Consider the following 19,054-nt stretch of genomic DNA (forward strand, 5'->3'; position numbering starts at 1 on the left):
AAAAGAACGGGTGGAGAGCGGAGCTTGAAGACATTTAAAAAGGTATACATCGAGGTAACCAGCGTCTGCAATTTAGCGTGCAGCTTTTGCCCGCAGACGGAGCGCAAGGCAAGCTTTATGAAGCCGGAGGCGTTCAGCGGCATTCTGGACCAGCTCCAGCCGCACACCCACCACATTTATCTGCACGTTAAAGGAGAGCCGTTGCTGCACCCGAAAATCGGCGAGCTGCTGGACATCAGCCACGCCAAGGGTTTTAAGGTCAACATTACGACCAACGGGACGCTGATCCGCAAGGCCGGACCCAAGATCCTTGGCAAGCCTGCGCTGCGGCAGATGAATTTCTCCCTGCACAGCTTCGACGGCCATGAAGGCTCCGAAGACCGTGAAGGCTACCTGCGGGAGATATTGGCGTTTGTGCGTGCGCCGGAGTCGCAGAAGGTGATTTTTTCGTTCCGTTTGTGGAACCTGACCCCGGACAATGCAACCAACGCCCAGCGGCAGCGGAACCGCGAAACACTGGCTGTGCTGGAGGAAGCGTTTGACCTGGATTTCCGGATTGAGGAAAAGGTTACGCCGGGCAGCGGTGTGCGCATCGCCAGCAATGTGTATTTGAACCAGGATTACGAATTCCGCTGGCCGAGCTTGTCCGCCCCGGCGGACGACGGCAAAGGTTTTTGCCATGGGCTGCGGACGCAGGCCGGCGTTCTGGTGGATGGAACGGTGGTGCCATGTTGTCTCGACGGCGAAGGCGTTATCAATCTCGGGAATGTGCATGAGACGCCGTTTTCAGACATCGTGGAGGGCGAGCGGGCGAACCGGCTGTTTGACGGCTTCTCCCGGCGCGAGGCCGTCGAGGAGCTATGCCGGCGCTGCGGGTACCGTCAGCGGTTTGGCACCTGACGGCATGGCGGACTGCCGCCTGCGGCCTCAGCACCTGATGGCAGGGCGGACTGCCGCCTGCGCCACGAGCACCTGACAGCATGGCGGACTGCCGCCTGCGGGCCTCAGCACCTGACAGCAGGGCGGGTTACCGCCCGCGCCACGGGCACCTGACGATAGGGCGGATTCCCGCCTGCGCCGGGCACCACGCGGCAGGTCAGGCCACTGCCTGCACCTTTCTTGGGTTTCTGCACGTTTGGTGTTTAATCTCACCCAAAAAATCCGCCGGGCGGTCCTGTTTGAGGACGCCGGCGGATTTTTTGGCGTGGTGAGACGCGTGGGCGTAGAGAGGCGCAAATGTAAAGTTTTGGGCCTGACAGAGCACCTCCAGCGCAGCGCGCGACAATTCTAAGCGGCGCGGTTACCGTCAGCCCGTGTACCCGGCTCTGGCTCCGGGTGACGGCGGCTGATATAAAGGTAAATCGGCAGGCCGACCAGCGTAATCCCGATGGCGACCATCGAGTCGGTGAACGAATGAATCAGCGTGCTGCCGACAACAAACGCCGAGCCAAGAATGGCCGCGACCGGAACATACGGATACAGCGGCACGCGGTACGAGCCGCCGCCCGGATCCCGGCGGCGCAGCAGGAAGACGGCTGCAAAAGACAGAATGTAGAACATGTAAATGGCGAACACGGCCATGTCCGACAAGTAGTCCGGGTTGCTCAACACCATTACCGTGACGGCCAGGGTAATTTCTACCGCCAGTGCCGCTACCGGGACGCCGGACCTGGACCAGATTTTGGACAGGAACCGCGAGAACGGCAGCTGACGGCGTTCGGCCATTGCCAGCATGATTCGAGGGAAGGCCAGGATTTTGCCGTTCAGACAGCCGAAGATGGAGATCAGGATGCCGATGCTGACAATTTTTCCGCCAAGTCCTCCCAGCAGGGTGGTTGCGGCCGTACCTGCGGCGGATGTCCCCAGACGGACAATTTCGTCCGCAGGCAGGACATGGAGCATCGCCACGTTAATAATGACATAGGCCGCTGTTACGATGGACAGTCCGCCAACGATGGCGATCGGCAGATGCTTGGCCGGGTTTTTCATTTCACCCGCTACAAAGCCAACCAGCATCCAGCCGTCGTAGGCGAACAGCGTCGCCAGCATGGCCGAACCCATTCCGGTATGCAGCATGGAACCGCTGCTGGCGCCAAACACCTGCTCATTGCCTTTCCACAAGCCAAGGACGATAATGAGCAGGATCGGCATGAATTTGGCTACGGTGGTCATCACCTGAATGGAGCCGCCGTATTTGGTGCCGAAGCTGTTCAAGACAGCGAGAAATACGACCGTCCCGATCCCGAGCGGAACGGACCAGCCGCCAGGGAGGGAAAACAAATCCGACAGCAGGGTCCCGAAGTACAGGCCAAGCGCGCCGATGATAGCCGGTCCGTAAATGATCGTCTGCATCCAGCCGCACAAAAAGCCCCAGACCTTGCCGTACACTTCTTCCAGGTATACATATAAACCGCCGGTTTTCGGAATGCGGACGCTGACCTCCGCAATGGTCAGACCGCCCGCGATGCTGAGCACGCCGCCCAGCACCCAGGCAACCAGGGCAAGCGTTGAGCCGCCAACCGCTTCAATGACTCTGCCCGGCTTCATGAAGATTCCTGAACCGATGACCGTGCCCATTACGAGGGACATGGCGACGGCGAGACCGATTTCTTTTTTTAATTGACCGCTTTGTTCCAAGAAGTACCGCTCCTTTAATAAGGTTAAATATAGGGTCAAAAATTCGTACGGCTCATTATAGCATTCCTTATGCTTCTTTAATGCGGGAGACCGTGTCAAATTCTAAAACACAACCAGGAAAATTGAGGATAATGAGGAGGAAAAACGATGCTGAAATCGCTTGAGCTGATCGCTGCCTGCCGCGCCGGCGCCGCCGAAGGGGACGCGGCTCCCTGGCTGCGGATTTTGACATCCGCAGAAGAAAAAGTGGTCAATCTGGAACGGGTTCAGTCTCTCCGGGAATTACAGGAGGCTAACCCGGTGCTGGACTATGTGGGGCGGAGCCTGCAGCTGCTGGAGGAGGCGGATGAGTCCTACTGGCTGAAGGAGCTGGTTGAAGAAGTGCTGGTCTGGTCCGAGACGGCAAAAGGCGGAAGCCTGCGCGAAAGAGCGGCATGGCAGGCCGAAGGCGTAAACTTGTCCGTCCATAACCTCGGATCGGCGGAGCTGTACCGCAGACAGGCCGGGCCGGATACCGCCGGCCGGAGTATTGTGCGCCTGCTGATCGAGACGCACGGCCTGATCGGCCAGCAAATCCGCGGCGAGGTGCCGGCTGCGGTCAACCGGCCGCTGCACCGGCTGGTGCGCGAAGGGCATCTGCAGGCCGGCGAGCTGGAACGCGTGCTGCTGCTGCTGAACCGGTGCGTCATCGGGGCCGTTTCACCCGGACTGTGGGACGAGGTGCGGGAGGAAGCGGCCGGACTGATCCGGTCCATCGCCTACAGCGGCGGGCCGGAGGAAGTGGTGATGGAGCAGCGGCTGCGGCGGCTGCGCGCGGGTTCGATTGCTCACGGCGAAGATTTTTCCGGCGAGTGGGCAGGTTTAGCAGAGCGGGAGGCGATTTTGCGGCATCTGGCACCGCTGGAGCAGGCGGTATTCTGGTATGTGGAATCCGCGCTCCAGAGCTTTTCGCTGGAGCCGTTTTTGAAGGTAATGGCGCTGACGGCACAGAGTGCCGCGGAAGCGCAGGTATCGCATGTAAGCTTCGAAGAAGTAATGAAGGCGATCTATTACGATTACAAAGGCGTCAAGCGCATCAATGTCTACAAACAGCGCATCATCGAAAAATACTTGGCGGAGCTGAGCTGGGAGCAGATTTTGTCCGGGAAGCCGCTGGAAGGCGCAAGTCCGCATCTGACGCATGCCGTCTTCCGGAAGCCGGGACTGCCGGACACCGCGTTTTTTGACTTCCGCTTCTCGCCGGCGGCGGATAAGCTGATTGAATTTTGTATGGAGGCGGAAAAATCGGCGCTCTACGAGCGGGCCGTCCTGATGCTGTTTGATCTGTTTGGACTCCGGCGGGACGCCTTCGACCGGTTTCACAATGAAGAAACCTATTTGGATCAAATGAACGGAACGGCGGATTACAAAGCCATCATTCTGGAGTACGTAACCGGGCGGAAGGTGCTGGACATCGGACCGGGCGGCGGCGTCCTGCTCGATTTGATCGAAGAACGGATGCCGGGAACGGTTCCGGTGGGCATCGACATCTCCAGCAACGTGGTTGAAGCGCTCCGGCAGCGGAAGCGGCGGGAGGGCAGACGCTGGGAAGTGATTCAGGGCGATGCGCTGGATCTGAAATCTTTTGTGGAAGCCGGAACGGTTGATACGGTGATCTTCTCTTCGATTCTGCACGAGCTGTATTCCTATGTGCCGACTGGCGGGCACAAGTTTAACCGGGAGACGGTGGCGGCTGCGCTGCGCAGCGCTTTTGACGTGCTGGCGCCGGGCGGGGCGATTATTATCCGGGACGGCATTATGACCGAACCGGCGGAGTTGAAACGGCGAATCAAGTTTCTGGAACCGGAGGGGATGGCCTGGCTGGAGCGGTATGCTGCGGATTTTGCCGGGCGGACGATCCGGTATACCCGGCTTTCGGACCGGGAGGCGGAGCTCCCCGTCAACGATGCCATGGAATTTCTGTATACCTACACCTGGGGAGAAGAAGCGTATGTGCACGAAGTGCAGGAGCAGTTCGGCTATTTCACTCCGCCAGAGTACCGCCGTCTGATCGGCGAATGGCTGGGCGGCAGCGCGGATATTGAGGTGTTCCGGCATTACCTGCAGGCGGGGTACACGGAAGCGCTTGGCGGACGGATCGAATTCACGGATGAGCAGGGGAACCCTGTGCCGCTGCCTGACAGCACTTGTTTTATTGTGATCCGGAAGCGGGTTTGATAAGCCGGGTGAGGGGATGTTCCCGAGACGGAAGGCCCGTCTTGAAGGGAGACAGGGTTCATGACCGTTCCGGTGTTTCCTGCGCAGATGACTGAGATGGTACTGGAAGATAGGGGCAATGGTGGTCTGGCTATGCCGGTCTGATTATTCCGATCTCCTTGACATCAGTTTTCGGACTCCATACAGCCCCAGCAGAACTAGAGGGAAGAGGAAACCTGCGGCAAGCGAAAAAGGGATCCACACCTGGGCGTCCCACTGCTGTCTGTAAGTTACATTGGGGTAAATGAACATTGCCAGGGCCACCATAATCCATCCGGCAGGCAGCATGAGGACCCGTTGGTTGCTGATCCGAAAGATCTGCGAAAGGCCGGTGACGATGGCGTAAAGATAGACGGAAAGCCGGAAAAACAAAGAGATGAACCACATAATTGCCATAACGGCTTCGATGCGCTGCAGGAAGTTGCCGAGGCTGATTTTTTGGGCAAGCATATAGCTGGGGTACATGCTTTGGGCCGTAATGTTGGGGCCAAGCACCAGGATGGTCAGCGCGATGATTATGAACAGGACGATACTGCCCAGCATACTCCCGATATATACGGCTTTATGCGCATGCTCCGGATGGTGTAGGCTTGCGGGATAGATCATCAGCAGAATAAAATGCGGAAAATATACAATACTGGCGAAGGAGAGGGCAGCCGGAAACAGCGGGCCCACCCCAAATTCCAATACGGGAAGTGCCTTCTCCCACTTGATCTCGTGCAGCAGCAGCAGCGTCATGGCGGTAAACAAAAACAGAACCCAAGGGAACATCAGCTCGATGGAACGGGCCAAAACTTCAAGGCCCAGCCGCGCGCCCACGGCGATAATCACGCCAAACAAAATGATGATGGATTCAATGGGAGTCTCCGGCATCATTTGGATGGTTACAAAGCTGCCGATTTCCTGCAGCACCGTCGTGGGGCCGCTTAAGAACAGGGTGATCAGGAACAGGACACCCACCGCTTTTCCGATCCACTTGCCCAGCAGGGCTTCAAAAATCTGAATCAGATTTTTGCCCGGGTGCATCCGCGCCAGCAGCAGGTGGACCGTGACCGCGATGAATCCGAGGAGCACGCCCAGCAATGCTGCGATCCAGGCATCCTGCTTGGCTGTGGCGGCCATCCCGGCCGGGGCCATCAATATGGCGCTGCCGATGGTGAACATGGCGGTTAAAAGGGTGAGCTGGCGCAGAGATAATTTATACTCCGGCATGGGTAGGCTCCTTTCATTAGAGCAGACCGAGAGCGGTTAAAGCTTGGCTGAACGGTCTAAGTATGAAGGTGATCAAGGTCAAAGGAGTCGGGAGATCGGTAACCAAGGTGTGGGCTATGGAAATACCTGCGGCAGTGAGCATAAGAGCGGCAAAACCCCATACGGAGCTGCGTTTTTTTTCCCGGATAAGCCCGGGGAGCTCCGCCCAGCAAATCAAAGCGGTGCTGGTGATGATCAGGAATATCTCCATGTCCCTAACCCCTCATTCCTCCATGTTGTTTATAAAAGAATTGTTGGTTGTTCCCGTTCGGCGGATATGGTAATCGACCTTGACCCGGACGGGCAAGCGGGGGAAATACTGCTCGTCCCAATCCTGCTTGATCTGCTTCCAATAACCAGGGTCTGCCCGTCGGATGGCTTCGCCAAATCCGAAGATATCCACCTTATACTGTTTCTGCACCTTTGTAACGACGGATGTCATCATCTGCTCTGCCCTTTTTTCCATCTTGGTTTCCAGCTCATTAATGGACTTCGTCCGCGTCAAATCCAGTCCCTTACACTCCACATCTCCCACATTTCCTTCAACGTACACCTTAATCTCAATCTCCGGGCGGGAGCCGGCTACCTTTCCTTTGACTTTCGTATCGGTCCGGATGGTTTCCAGTGCCACTTTACCTTGGCCGTCGCAGGAGACAGAACCGACGGAGCTTTGAACGCCGCCTCTAATGTAATGATATCCCCGGCTCTCCAACTCATTCAGCCAGCCGATCAGCTTGTCGGATTTAAAAATGCCCAGCCCGTGAAACTTAAGATTGGTACGGGTATCGATGCTTTGGACATTTTCGGGGGTTGATCCCGCCTCCGGGTCCCCGGCGATTTCCAGCCCGGTTAAGACGGGATGTTTACCTTCGCTGCTCAAATCGTCAACCAGTTCATCCAAGGTGACGGTTACGCTTGGCGCCCACACCCGCTCCGAGGTTTGCATCGAGTTGAACAGTTTATTGGCCGGAATGGGTTCCAGCGCAGTCATGATTTTTAAAGTTTCTTGGGCGGTAACGCCTTTGGTCGCCACAAGATAGAAATCGGTGCGGAATTCATGGTCCCTCAGCAAAAAGTCCAGCGTGTCGGAGATTCCCTGTCTGGCCATCCGTTCGCCGACCACAAACATCCGCAGGTGGGAAAAATAAATTTTTCGCGGACTCACCTGGGTCATTCGCCGGGCTGCTTCAAAAATCGTATCCCCTTCGGCGGTATATAACGTGGCTGGCGCTTGATCGCCGCCCGCTTTTTTGGAAGCCACCTGCCCGGGAACGACTACTTGAACGGACAACCGGTAACGGTCATCCACGCGGTCGACCCCGGCGGCTACGGCGATAGCCAGCTCATTTAATTCCCTCCGGTTCCAGCAGCCGCTGAGAATCGTCAGACCGAACAAGCACAGCAAAAGCAAAACCCCTTTTTTGTTCATACCGAACCAGCTGCCTTTCCCGGATGATCTTTCATTCAAGAGCGGGATTTCTTGGGCGGATAAGCCCGCCTGCGTGTCCTGTTCGTCTTGTTAAGCAGTCTGGGACGGGTAGTCAGCAGCCAATGCGGGAAACGCAGGATCGAATCTTTTTGCCCTTCGGGAATCAATGGTGCGAAAGGCGTCATATAGGGAACCCCGAAAGAACGGAGACTGCATAAATGAAGAATCAGGGCCATCACTCCCACAAAAATGCCATACAAGCCAAAGGAGCCGGCCAGTGCCATCAGCGGGAAACGCAGCATCCGGAAAGCGATCGACATATTGAAGGAAGGGAGCACAAAACTGGATATAGCCGTAATTGCCACGACAATAACCATGGCGGCGGAGATAATTCCCGCCTCGACGGCCGCCTGCCCGATGACCAGCGTACCGACAATCGAAATGGCGGAGCCGATGTTTTTCGGCAGCCGGATGCCGGCTTCCCGTAAAATTTCAAAGGTTACTTCCATCAGCAGGGCTTCAACGAATGCCGGAAATGGAATCTGCTCGCGCTGCGCGGCCAAGCCGAACAGGAGCTGGGTCGGAAGCATTTCCTGATGAAACGTCGTTATGGCGATGTACAGCGACGGGCCCAGCAGTGAAATGAAAATGCACAAGTAACGAAGCATCCGCAAAAAGCTGCTGATGTCCGCCCGCTGGTAATAATCTTCGGAAGCGTGCAGGAAAGACACCAGGAGAGCCGGGGCGACCAGGGCAAACGGTGTTCCGTCCACCAGGATGGCGACTTTTCCTTCAAGCAGTTCCGCCGCGATGACATCGGGACGTTCGGTATTGTAAATGGTCGGAAAAGGCGAAAAGGTGGTGTCCTGGATAAATTCCTCGATATAGCCGCTTTCCAAAATACTGTCCACATCAATCCGGTCCAACCGTACGCGCACTTCCTCGACGATCTTCGGATTCGCAATTCCGTTGATATACATTATGGCGACATCGGTTTGGGTTACCCGCCCGATCTGCTTTGTTTCCAGCCACAGGTTAGGGTCTTTGATTTTCCGGCGGATCATCGACGTATTGGTGCGGAGGGACTCAGTAAAAGCCTCCCTTGGGCCGCGGACGACATTTTCCGCGGACGTTTCCGTGACACCGCGGTCTTTCCACCCCCGTGTACCCGTAATAATCCCCTCGGCGGAGCCGTCCGCCAGAATAATAGTGTCGCCGGACAACAAGGAGTGAAACAGGGTCTTATAATCCTTGACCCGCTTGATGTCTTGCAAGTATAACGAGATTTCCGACAAAATCCGGTTTTCGCCAGCGGTGACGCCGGGTCCCGGAGCTTGATCCACGGAAGTTTTGGCGATATCCGCCACGGTTTTCATGATTGACTCAAAGATAATGGTCTGGTCTACCAAGCCGTCGGTGTAGAGAATTGCCACGTCCGGCCGCGATTCTCCAAGTGTGATTTCCCGGATGCCGATATCGGTGCTGTTTCCGAGCGCCTGCTTAATCTCCTTCAAGCTGGTCTGAAGGTCGGTAATCAGGGGACCCTCCGGCGGAGCAGGCGGAGGAGGACTTGGGTTTTGTTTGGGGCTGTCCGGGTTCCCGTTCTGGTTGTCCTGTCTGTGCTGCGGCATAGGGATCTTCTTCCTCTCAAGAGTGCTAATCCCATTATTTCCGCAGCGGCGGATGCTTAAACTAGGTGTGCGGGTCCCGGTGCCGCCGTCAAAGGCGGCGCCAGGGGAAATCAAACGCGGAGATTGGGGGAAATCAAGTGCGGTTCTTATGCGGACGTGCTCTGGCTGCGCCTACCCCAGCACAGGATTGTCCAGCGGTTCGGTCCCCGCGGGTGCAGCCGCCGCATTCCGGCGGAAGCCGGACGGGGAACACTGCATGTTGCGGCGGAACACTTTTATAAAATAACTGACGTTATCGAACCCGACCTCCAGCGCGATGTCGGAGATTTTGCGTTCCGTCCGCTGCAGCAGATCGGCCGCCTGACGGATGCGGTACGTGTTGATGTAGTCGACCGGGGTCTTGCGCGTCATGCTTTTGAAGAACCGGCAGAACTGGCCTTCGCTCATTGGAATCAGGCCTGCCAGCTCCTGAATCCGGATGGGATCCCGGTAATGATCCTGAATGTACAAAATCACCTTTTTCAGCCGGTTGATTTTTGTGGTATCGGCTCCTTCGATCCGGCTGCGGTTGACGGCATGGTCTTCGGCGAACAGCTGGGCCAACATCACAAGCAGCAGGCCTTTGATCAGTACGGGATAGCCGGGACTCCGCTGTGTATAAGCTTCCATCATCCGGCGGAGATACCCGATCAGTTCGGCCTGCCAGGCCACTCCGGGAGTAAGCAGCCGGGGGAAAGTCTGGCGTTTCTCCACAAGCGGCAAAACCGCCGTCTGCTGGATGGCGTCGTAACGGGCGGAAGCGAGCAGATCGGGGTCAAAGACGAGCGCAGTGTATACGCATGGCTCTCCGTTCAGCGGATAAGCGGCGTGAATGTCGCCGGACTCAATAAATACCGCTTCGCCCGCCCGCAGCGTAAAGGAATCGGTATCGAGCTGGAACAGAATTTCGCCTTCATGCAGCAGGAAAAACTCGACTTCTTCATGCCAGTGCATATCCAGCACATGCGCGCCTCCGGGCACTTCCATGTCGTATACGGCCAGCGGAAACATATCGTCGCCGTGAAAACGGTTCTCCTTGAGCAGACGGCGGGAGGTGTCATCCATTTTTTATTCCTCCAAACATCAAAATTGTAGTATAAATCAGCTATATTTTATTAGTTTTTGAACAATATTATCAGTATAATGCAATTGTAAGCGAAAACAAGCATGTTATTTTAAACCAATGCGAGAGGTGGCACTTTCCCAATGAAATTCACTGACGGCAACTGGCTGATCCGCGACGGATTCACTCTGGACACGGCGGTACAGCATTATGATACGGAACGCACGCAGGAAGGCCTGACTTCGTATGTCTCCACGACTCCGATTGCAGGACGCGGCAACATGATTAACACGACCCTCCTTACGGTCAAATTCCATTCCCCGCTCCCGGGTGTGATCGGTGTGAAGCTGATTCATTTTGACGGCGTGCAGGAACGCGGACCGGTATTTGAACTGGCCAAAGGCACTGGCGACCATGTGCAGGTGGAAGAAAACGACAACGAAACGGTGCTGAAGAGCGGCAACCTCAGCGTTGTCATCCGCAAAGGCAGCCAGTGGGCGGTTGATTTCTACCGCGGCTCCGAACGGATCACCGGCAGCGGCTACAAATCGATGGCGCACGTAACGGACACCGATGGCGCTACTTATATGCGCGAAGAGCTGGATCTTGGCGTGGGCGAGTGGGTATACGGTCTGGGCGAGCGGTTCACCGCGTTTGTGAAGAACGGCCAAGTGGTCGACATCTGGAACAAAGACGGCGGCACCAGCTCCGAGCAGGCGTATAAGAACATTCCTTTTTACGTAACCAGCAAAGGTTATGGCGTATTCGTCAACCATCCGGAACTCGTTTCTTATGAGATCGCTTCGGAGAAAGTAAAAAAAGCTCAGTTCAGCGTTGCGGGCGAAAGCCTCGAATATTTCGTCATCGACGGCCCGACAGTCAAGGAAGTGCTCTCCCGTTACACCGAGCTGACCGGCAAACCGGCGCTGCCGCCGGCCTGGACATTCGGCCTGTGGCTGACGACTTCGTTCACGACTAACTATGACGAAGAGACGGTCAACTCGTTTGTAGAAGGCATGGCGGAGCGCGATCTGCCGCTCCACGTATTCCATTTTGACTGCTTCTGGATGCGTGAATTCCAATGGACCGACTTCAAATGGGACGAGCGCGTATTCCCTGACCCGGAAGGCATGCTGAAACGTCTGAAAGAAAAAGGCCTGAAAATCTGCGTCTGGATCAACCCTTATATCGGCCAGCGTTCCCGTTTGTTTGAAGAAGGCAAACGCAACGGCTACCTTGTGAAAAAGCCAAACGGCGACGTATGGCAGTGGAACCTGTGGCAGCCGGGCATGGCACTCGTGGACTTCACGAATCCGGACGCATGCGAATGGTTCGCAGGGTACCTGCGCGAGCTGGTGGACATGGGCGTGGACAGCTTCAAAACCGACTTCGGCGAGCGCATTCCGACGGACGTCGTGTACTTCGACGGCTCCGATCCTTACAAAATGCACAACTACTACACACATCTTTACAACAAGGTTGTCTTTAACGTTCTGGAAGAAAAACTCGGCAAAAATGAAGCGGCAGTTTTCGCCCGCTCCGCAACAGCCGGCGGCCAGCAGTTCCCGGTTCACTGGGGCGGCGACTGCTACGCCGACTACGAATCCATGGCGGAAAGCCTGCGCGGCGGCCTGTCGCTGGGCCTGTCCGGCTTCGGTTTCTGGAGCCATGACATCGGCGGCTTTGAGAACACGGCACCTGCGCATGTGTTCAAACGCTGGCTGGCCTTCGGCCTGCTGTCCAGCCACAGCCGCCTGCACGGCAGCACCTCTTACCGGGTGCCGTGGGCGTACGATGACGAAGCGGTTGATGTTACACGTTTCTTCACGAAGCTCAAATGCCGCCTGATGCCGTACCTGTTCGACGTAGCCGGACAAGCGGCGGAGCACGGCTGGCCGTCCATGCGCGCCATGGTGCTGGAATTCCCGGAAGACCCGGCCTGCGAGCTGCTGGACCGCCAGTACATGCTGGGCGATTCGGTCCTCGTTGCACCGGTCTTCCACGAATCCGGCGAAGTGAAATACTACCTGCCTGCCGGACGCTGGACACATCTGCTGACAGGCGAGACGGTGCAGGGCGGATCGTGGCGCAAAGAAACCCACGGCTTCATGAGCCTGCCGCTGTTCGTCCGCCAGAACACGCTGCTGGCGCTTGGAGCAAACGATACACGTCCGGATTATGATTTTGCGGACGGCGTAAGCTTGGGCCTCTACTCGCTGGAAGACGGAGCAACCGCTTCGGCTACAGTACGCGACGTGAAAGGCACGCCTGAGCTGAAGGTTCAAGCTGCCCGTCAAGGCTCGACAATTACCGTATCCGCCGAAGGCAGCGGCAAGGCGTTCAGCCTGACGCTGAATGATCTCGGAGCGGCCGCATCGGTAGACGGCGCGGAGCTGGCCGATGAGAAGACAATTAACGTAGCTGCCGGCTCCAAGCAGGTAAGCTTCACGATCACGTTGAAATAAATGGACATCGAAAGCGGATGAGAGCGGGGGCTAGGGTTAGGGCGAAGGAGCATCTTTAACCCGCTCCTGTTCCTTTTTCCGCTAAAGCAGTCCGCCGCAGCCTTTCCGAGCCGATGCTTTATGCCGGCGCGGAAAGGCTGTTTTGGGTCTTTGGCCCAAACATCTCTTAGGGAGCAGGAAGGAGCAAGGACGTGAAGCATTCAGAGCAGTTTAACGGGGCGGAGGAGCCCCTGCATTCGGGTTATGTGTCGGCGACGCCGCTGTCCACCGCGGCCAATCACATCATGAACCGGGACGGAGCTTTTACGCAGACGTTCCGTTCGTATATTCGCCTGAACGGCACGGGAACGCTGCCGCTGCGGTTTTGGCACAGCAATGCCGTCGATTCGACCTGGGATCAAGGCCGGGAAGCGCTGGGCGGCGAGCCGGGCGGAAGCTGGAGAATTGAAGCGGCGTATATTGCTGATGGAGGACCCGCGCCGGACGGGAGTGCCGCTGCGGGAACGGAGGAACCGCGGACCGGCATTGGCAGTGCCTATGGCAGCGTTGTTCCCGGCACGGAAGTCGCTGTAACCTTTGATGGCGCGGTTTCCAGGGAGGTAGCACCCGGAGAGTGCTTTTGGAGCGACGAGGCGGTAATTGATCTGCCCGAAGGCCATCTTCTGGCGTTTACCTGGACGCTCTCCACACCTGCGGAGGGCAAGTCCATTCCGTTTAACGTTGAAGGGAATCTGGCTTCGGGTTATGAAGCGGCGGGCAGCCGGGCGGCGGAGAGCGGAGCCGAAGGCTTCAAGCGCACGGACAACCAGCTGGTGCTGCCGTCTTTTATCGGCTGGCGCAAGCCGGGAGCGCGCAGTCTGGTGATGCTTGGCGATTCGATTACCCAAGGCGTTCGCACCGCCCGCGACGGGTATGAATATTGGGCGGCCCGGATTGCAGCGGGTCTCGGCGAGGCTTGCGGCGTCTGGAATATCGGCTCGGGTTGGGCAAGAACGTACGACGTGCTGTCCGAGAGCGGAAGCTGGCTGCGCAAAGCCCGTCAGGGGGACGAGCTGCTGATCGTGCTTGGCGTAAACGATCTCGATATCGGCCAACGTACGGCGGCAGAGCTGCTGAACGATCTGGAGAAAGTCATCCGCGAAGTGAGGCGCGTGAATCCGGCTTGTTCCATCATGCTGGGCACGGTGCCGCCGTTTAATTTTGCCGCCGAACGGGAAGGGTACTGGCGCGAGGTGAACGGGAAGCTGCGGACGAATCCGCCGGAAGGCGTGGACCGTGTCTTCGATATCGCCGAGGTGCTGTCCGTGCCGGAGCCTGATGATCACCGCATCCGGCCGGAATACATGAGCAACACGGAAGATCCGCACCCGAACGGCGAGGCGGGCAAAGCGGTCGCCGAGGCGTTTCTTGCGTGGTACCGGAAGTAAGGCGGTTGAACCGCAGCCATAGATAATGAAATTACACGGATAACGAATGTAAGCAAATCACCCGCCGGCTCAGCCTGAACAGGTTAAGCGGCGGGTGATTGTCTATTATTGGCGTATAGTCCGGCCAAGCGGAAGCAGCCTTTGAAAGGGCCAGATGCCGTTTTCTAATGGCGATAGATGCCGCGTAACAGAGCTGTGCCGAGAACTTTACCATCCATTGCACGGTAGAGCTCGTTCAAGTAAAAACCATTCGTCAGATCAAGCGTGGCGCTTAAGGCATACACGCGCAGCTCGTATTCATGCGGACGATCCGGCGGCGTCATTCCTCCGTATTGGGAGCAGCGCATCCGGTCCAGGCTTCCGCCAAGCGGACTGATCCAGCTGTTCGCCCCCTGAACCCAGTCCGTTGCCGCCATGCTTTCATTTTCGAGCAGTTCCGGCCGCGGCAAATTAGCTGCGGTCCAGTGTACCCAGGAGAATCCCACAACTGGGTAGGCGTCGATATCCTCAAGCACCAACGCAAAGCCAACCGTTCCTTCCGGATAACCGGAAATGCTGAGGGGCAGAGAGCGGCTTGGCACCCCGGCTTCATTGAAGTCAGTGCCTCTTTTGCCAAACCGGTCCTGAATATATCCGTCTATAATTCCTGTACTTGTCACAATCATGCTGGTTCCTCCCCAAGATAGCAAATCCCGGGGACTGCGCAGTTCCCGATAAGAAAAGTATAGAATGGCAGGAGCTGTTTGTGAATTACTTACTTTTTTGTGGGTAGGCCGCTATTCCGGCGTAGGACTGCTCTCTTCAAGGACAACGGGTTCAATGCCCATCTGCCGCAAATAGCCGATGCCGATCTGCTGCATGATACCGAGCGCTTTAAGGATGTCCTTGCCCATGGGCTCCGTCAAATAATACTCAACCTGCAGCGGGTAACCGGCCGAGGCGGTTTTTCCGACAAATCCGTATTCCATCAGTTCCTTCAACTGCTCCAGCAGCATTTTTTGGGTGATGCCCTCTATGTCCTTTTCCAGTTTGGACAGCGATGATCCCCCGAGCCGGAGACGCCATAAAATAATCGGCTTCCATTTGCCTTTGATCATGTCGTGTACCAGCTCCAGGGGGCAGGTAAAACGGCTTCGCAATTTCATTCGTCTAACGCTCCCCGTCAAGCCTCCAGCTTGTCCCGGTATTCTTTCGGGGTGAGGCCTTCTTTCTTTTTGAACACCTTGCTGAAATACTTCACGTCATGGAATCCGACCATCTCCGCAACCTGCGACAGCTTCAGATGGGGGTTCAGCATAAGCTGCTTGGATTTGTCGATCCGGTAATTGGCGATGTAATCCGAAAAATTGATGCCGAACTCCTGCTTGAATTTGCGGCTGATGTACTCGCGGCTGACAAAAAATCGGCCGGCTACCTCCTGCAATGAGATCTCCGATTGATAATGCTGCTGAATGTACTTAACGATTTCGGCCATCGGATTGCCTTCCGCATGCTGCCGCTCCGCCAGCTCCCGGGAGAGCCGGGACAGCAGCCCTTCCGCCCAGTCGCTCCAGGCGAACTGGGAGAACGGGGCATGGACCGGTGGCGCCGGGTGCAGCGCATCGGCGCGCTCCAGCACGGTCAGGGCGTCGCCGACTTCCTCGCCAAGCGTCTCGCGCAGCAGCTGGGAACGGAACAGCAGCGCGGAGGACTTCCAGCCGGCGAGCATCTCCGGCGTAACCCGGCCGCGGCGGGTCCATTCCTCGATCCAGTGGCGCGCAGCCTCTGCGATCAGCTCGCCGCGGCGGCTTTCGGCGGCAAGGCGCCAGGCTTCCTGCACCTGCGGGAAAATGAGCGGGGGTTCCGCGCCGGAGCCGGAAGAAGATCCGCCCGAAGCGACTCCCCAGGCCCCACCGGCCGAAGCCCCGCCGGCCGAAGCGCTGCGGCCCGAGCCGCCGGCAGCGTCACCGGATGCCCGGCCACCGCTTCCGCCCTGCGTCCAGCCGCTGCTTCCGCCAGCCGCTGGCCCGCCGCCCGCCCAACTGGCACTCCCGCCAGCCGCCGTCCCGCCCGGAGAAGCGAGGTGGCAGTATTCGTCCGGGGCCAGCAGATTGCGCCGCATCAGCGCGGCGGAAGCCTGCGCATACTGCTCCGGCAGGCTGCCCGGCAGCCCGCCTTCAATGCTGGCGCCAAAATGCAGCCGCAGCTGCAGCGTGCGGAAAAGCCCTTGGTTAAGCGAATTCACCAATTCGCCTACACGGTCCATGTTCTCCCACAGCAGAATTGCAACCTCCGAAGGTGCTCCCCAATAACGGAAAGCGATGCCCTTGCGCCCCTCCAGCATAAACTCGTTGCAGATGTTGACGATGGCGTAATGCATCAGCTCGTTGTCCCCGCCAAAACGCTTCAGCAGCGCGCCGTCACCCGTATCCGTCTGGAGCAGCAGCAGCCGTACGCGGCGGACCTCCGCAGGCAGGACGCCTTCGTCGCGCAGCCGGCGGAGCGCTCCCTCGGCGGTTCCGCTGTCGTCGATCAGCGCCGAGAGCAGCTTCTCGCCGTAAACCGGCTTAAATTCATTCAGCCGGATGTTCTGGCGCTGTCTGCTGCGGCGTTCTTCCTCTTCGGTCTGCCAGGCCGCAACCGCTTTGGCGACCGCGTTGTTGATCGCGTCCGCCTCGATCGGCTTGAGCAGATAGTCAATCCCCCCATGCCGGACCGTGTGGCGGACAAAATCAAAATCGTTATGCCCGCTGACGACGATAAATTTGACCGTATCCGCGAATTCGCTTACCCAGGACATCAGCTCCACGCCGCTGCCGTAATCCATCATCATATCCATAATCACGAGAGCAGGCTTCGCCTGGCGGATGATTTCGATGGCTTCGCTGCCGCTTTCGGCCTCCAAAATTTCCTCAATACCGTGGGCGGACCAGTCGACCAGCAGCCGCACCGCTTTTCTTACCCTGGATTCGTCATCTACTATTAAGGCTTTCATGCCAGCTCACCCTCCGTTTTGATCTCGAATTCCAGCCGTACCGCGACGCCGCCTTCCGGCAGATTGTCTACCGTAAGCGAAGCGCTTGCGCCGCTGACCAGCTTCATCCGGGCCAGGACATTCGCCAGGCCGATGCCTGAGCCGGGAGCGTCTCTAAGGCCGTGGTCTTCCCGCATGGCGCCGAGGTCCAGCTCGCCGGGGCGTTCCAGTTCGGCGTTCAGCAGCGCCAGCCGCCGCTCGGGGATGCTTGAGCCGTTGTTGCGGATGACAATTTCCATCCGGCCTTCGTCCAGCGGGCGTCCTGTCAGCTCAATCCGGCCGCCGGTCTCGCTGCGCTCGAAGCCGTGCTTGAAGTAATTTTCGACAATCGGCTGCAAAATCATTTTTGGCATGGCCTTGTCCAGCAGCGCGGGGTCCACCTCGGCGAAGTAGGCGAACCGTCCTTCGTAGCGTTCTTTTTGCAGCTCGGCATAGGCTTTGACATGGTCCAGCTCGTCCTGCACGGTCACTACCTTCTCATCGTTGTGCATGCTGTAGTGCATCATTTTGGCCAGCGCCGACAGCAGGGCGTAAATCTGCGGCACCTTCAGCTCCAAAGCAAGCGTTCCGATAATCTGCAGCGTGTTATTCAAAAAATGCGGATTGATCTGCGACTGCAGCGCCCGCAGCTCGTTGGTGCGGTTCGCCAGTTCCAGCTTGTACTCCCGCAGGATCAGGTTATTGATTGTATCCATCATGCTGCGGAAGCGTTCGGTTACGATACCGATTTCATCCTTGCCGCCCGGAACAATATCGATGTCCAGCTTGCCGGTCTGCACCTGATTCATATACCGCGTCAGCCGTTTAATCGGCGCGGTGATCCGCAGTGAAATCAGAATGATAATGGTCACAATTAAAACAAGCAGCAATGCGAGCAGCAGCAAATTGATGGTGACGGCTTCGTTGGCTTCACGCAGCAGGTAAGGGACGGGAATTTGTTTGACCAATGTCCAGGAAGCGCCGGGGGCCGGCACCTTCTGATACACAAACACGGCCTTGTCCTGTTCAAAATCGCCGTTGTCCGGTTCGCTCGCCTGAACCCGGTCCTTGTACCAATCCGCGGTCAGCCGGCCGCCATAGGCGTCGGGCCGGTTGGTATAAACGAGCTGTCCAGTGTCATCCAGCAGATAAATACGCTCCTGCTCCTGTTCCACAAGCTGATCCACAATGTTGGCCAGAGCGGACAAGCGGACGTCGATCGACAAGTAGCCGATCGGCCGGGGGGAAGGGACCTTCTCGATCCGGCGGTGGACCGTAAATACCGGCTCGATCGCGGACTGCGGGTTCGGGGCCGTAAGCCCATAGGAGTGGCTGAGATGCGTGCTTTGTACAACCAGCGGCTCGCCTTCTTCGATCCGGGAGGCCTCGAATGGCGGCGTTCCCTGCCAGCGTTTGGGGGTGTTGTAGGTGATCAGTGTGGACTTGCTGTCCTTGACGCCGTACAGATAGACCTGGGCGATATCGGGCATCGCGGTCGCGATGTAACTCAAGGAAGCATAAATGCGGACATTGGCCGTCATGTCTTCATCACCGGCTTCGATCAGCCGGTAAAACTCCGAGTCGGAATAGACGGTCAGCGACAGCCGGTTGATCTCCTTAAGCAGACTGCCGAGATTCTGCGCGCCTTGAAAAAGCAGGTTCCGGTTCTCATCGACGGCTCTGGAGCGCAGCGACTCGGTTGTATAGGAATAGCTGATGAACATCGTTGCGCCGACAACGAGAATGGTAGGCAGCAGTAAAAAGACGATCAGCTTGGTCCGTATGCTGTTCCATTTCACTTGGGGTGTCACATCCGATCAATATTTTACACCCATTCGATCACTAGCGTAGGTGTATGGGAACA

General features: G+C 57.4%; 14 protein-coding genes. 4 read left to right on the forward strand and 10 right to left on the reverse strand.

From position 1 onward, the window contains the following. The first annotated feature begins 24 nt into the window (after nucleotides 1-24). Entirely contained in the window at nucleotides 25-900 is an 876-nt protein-coding gene (locus tag ACE6ED_RS19570) for a radical SAM/SPASM domain-containing protein (RefSeq protein ID WP_410828938.1), read from the forward strand. A 387-nt stretch (nucleotides 901-1,287) separates the two neighbouring features. Here the strand turns inward: ACE6ED_RS19570 and ACE6ED_RS19575 are convergent, their stop codons facing one another. Then, entirely contained in the window at nucleotides 1,288-2,589 is a 1,302-nt protein-coding gene (locus ACE6ED_RS19575) for an APC family permease (RefSeq protein WP_410829014.1), read from the reverse strand. A 195-nt stretch (nucleotides 2,590-2,784) separates the two neighbouring features. Here ACE6ED_RS19575 and ACE6ED_RS19580 point away from each other — a divergent pair, with 195 nt between their 5' ends. Then, nucleotides 2,785-4,854, forward strand: coding sequence for a class I SAM-dependent methyltransferase (locus tag ACE6ED_RS19580; RefSeq protein ID WP_410828940.1), 2,070 nt, complete (start codon nucleotides 2,785-2,787; stop codon nucleotides 4,852-4,854). Between the two features lie 144 nt (nucleotides 4,855-4,998). Here ACE6ED_RS19580 and ACE6ED_RS19585 read toward each other — a convergent pair whose 3' ends face one another. The 5 genes from ACE6ED_RS19585 to ACE6ED_RS19605 all read right to left on the reverse strand — a co-directional run bounded on the left by ACE6ED_RS19585 (nucleotide 4,999) and on the right by ACE6ED_RS19605 (nucleotide 10,308). Continuing rightward, complete coding sequence (locus ACE6ED_RS19585) at nucleotides 4,999-6,105, reverse strand: GerAB/ArcD/ProY family transporter (RefSeq protein WP_410828941.1); 1,107 nt, start codon at nucleotides 6,103-6,105, stop codon at nucleotides 4,999-5,001. Nucleotides 6,106-6,121: 16 nt separating this feature from the next. After that, on the reverse strand, nucleotides 6,122-6,355 hold the full coding sequence (locus tag ACE6ED_RS19590) for a hypothetical protein (protein ID WP_410828942.1): 234 nt from the start codon (nucleotides 6,353-6,355) through the stop codon (nucleotides 6,122-6,124). Between the two features lie 12 nt (nucleotides 6,356-6,367). After that, nucleotides 6,368-7,573, reverse strand: a complete 1,206-nt coding sequence (locus tag ACE6ED_RS19595; protein ID WP_410828944.1) for a Ger(x)C family spore germination protein — start codon at nucleotides 7,571-7,573, stop codon at nucleotides 6,368-6,370. Nucleotides 7,574-7,608: 35 nt separating this feature from the next. Then, entirely contained in the window at nucleotides 7,609-9,204 is a 1,596-nt protein-coding gene (locus ACE6ED_RS19600) for a spore germination protein (RefSeq protein ID WP_410828946.1), read from the reverse strand. Nucleotides 9,205-9,375: 171 nt separating this feature from the next. Continuing rightward, complete coding sequence (locus ACE6ED_RS19605; protein WP_410828947.1) at nucleotides 9,376-10,308, reverse strand: AraC family transcriptional regulator; 933 nt, start codon at nucleotides 10,306-10,308, stop codon at nucleotides 9,376-9,378. A gap of 141 nt (nucleotides 10,309-10,449) precedes the next feature. Here ACE6ED_RS19605 and yicI point away from each other — a divergent pair, with 141 nt between their 5' ends. Next, nucleotides 10,450-12,771 carry an alpha-xylosidase gene (gene yicI / locus ACE6ED_RS19610; RefSeq protein ID WP_410828948.1) on the forward strand — a complete coding sequence of 774 codons (2,322 nt, stop codon included), beginning with the start codon at nucleotides 10,450-10,452 and terminating at the stop codon, nucleotides 12,769-12,771. Nucleotides 12,772-12,962: 191 nt separating this feature from the next. Then, on the forward strand, nucleotides 12,963-14,198 hold the full coding sequence (locus ACE6ED_RS19615; protein ID WP_410828949.1) for an SGNH/GDSL hydrolase family protein: 1,236 nt from the start codon (nucleotides 12,963-12,965) through the stop codon (nucleotides 14,196-14,198). Between the two features lie 164 nt (nucleotides 14,199-14,362). On the opposite strand, the gene ACE6ED_RS19620 is transcribed toward ACE6ED_RS19615, so the two are convergent. From ACE6ED_RS19620 to ACE6ED_RS19635, 4 genes are all read right to left on the reverse strand, one after another. Next, nucleotides 14,363-14,863 carry a YbhB/YbcL family Raf kinase inhibitor-like protein gene (locus ACE6ED_RS19620; RefSeq protein ID WP_410828951.1) on the reverse strand — a complete coding sequence of 167 codons (501 nt, stop codon included), beginning with the start codon at nucleotides 14,861-14,863 and terminating at the stop codon, nucleotides 14,363-14,365. Nucleotides 14,864-14,974: 111 nt separating this feature from the next. Continuing rightward, on the reverse strand, nucleotides 14,975-15,343 hold the full coding sequence (locus ACE6ED_RS19625; protein WP_410828952.1) for a winged helix-turn-helix transcriptional regulator: 369 nt from the start codon (nucleotides 15,341-15,343) through the stop codon (nucleotides 14,975-14,977). A gap of 17 nt (nucleotides 15,344-15,360) precedes the next feature. Beyond that, nucleotides 15,361-17,172: a helix-turn-helix domain-containing protein gene (locus tag ACE6ED_RS19630; RefSeq protein WP_410828953.1), complete on the reverse strand. Its 1,812-nt coding sequence runs from the start codon at nucleotides 17,170-17,172 to the stop codon at nucleotides 15,361-15,363. After that, nucleotides 17,169-18,989 (reverse strand): cache domain-containing sensor histidine kinase, encoded by a 1,821-nt coding sequence (locus ACE6ED_RS19635; RefSeq protein ID WP_410828955.1) that lies wholly within the window; start codon nucleotides 18,987-18,989, stop codon nucleotides 17,169-17,171. Before ACE6ED_RS19635 ends, ACE6ED_RS19630 begins: the two co-directional genes overlap by 4 nt. Between the last annotated feature and the right edge of the window lie 65 nt (nucleotides 18,990-19,054).

The sequence above is a fragment of the Paenibacillus nanchangensis genome, assembly GCF_046543445.1.
Taxonomy (GTDB): domain Bacteria; phylum Bacillota; class Bacilli; order Paenibacillales; family Paenibacillaceae; genus Paenibacillus_AQ; species Paenibacillus_AQ nanchangensis.

Coding starts and splice junctions, on each gene's coding strand:
- ACE6ED_RS19575 (WP_410829014.1), bottom strand. CDS start 2,589: ATGTCCCTCGTAATGGGCACGGTCATCGGTTCAGGAATCTTCATGAAG.
- ACE6ED_RS19580 (WP_410828940.1), top strand. CDS start 2,785: ATGCTGAAATCGCTTGAGCTGATCGCTGCCTGCCGCGCCGGCGCCGCC.
- ACE6ED_RS19585 (WP_410828941.1), bottom strand. CDS start 6,105: ATGCCGGAGTATAAATTATCTCTGCGCCAGCTCACCCTTTTAACCGCC.
- ACE6ED_RS19590 (WP_410828942.1), bottom strand. CDS start 6,355: ATGGAGATATTCCTGATCATCACCAGCACCGCTTTGATTTGCTGGGCG.
- ACE6ED_RS19595 (WP_410828944.1), bottom strand. CDS start 7,573: ATGAACAAAAAAGGGGTTTTGCTTTTGCTGTGCTTGTTCGGTCTGACG.
- ACE6ED_RS19600 (WP_410828946.1), bottom strand. CDS start 9,204: ATGCCGCAGCACAGACAGGACAACCAGAACGGGAACCCGGACAGCCCC.
- ACE6ED_RS19605 (WP_410828947.1), bottom strand. CDS start 10,308: ATGGATGACACCTCCCGCCGTCTGCTCAAGGAGAACCGTTTTCACGGC.
- yicI (WP_410828948.1), top strand. CDS start 10,450: ATGAAATTCACTGACGGCAACTGGCTGATCCGCGACGGATTCACTCTG.
- ACE6ED_RS19620 (WP_410828951.1), bottom strand. CDS start 14,863: ATGATTGTGACAAGTACAGGAATTATAGACGGATATATTCAGGACCGG.
- ACE6ED_RS19625 (WP_410828952.1), bottom strand. CDS start 15,343: ATGAAATTGCGAAGCCGTTTTACCTGCCCCCTGGAGCTGGTACACGAC.
- ACE6ED_RS19630 (WP_410828953.1), bottom strand. CDS start 17,172: ATGAAAGCCTTAATAGTAGATGACGAATCCAGGGTAAGAAAAGCGGTG.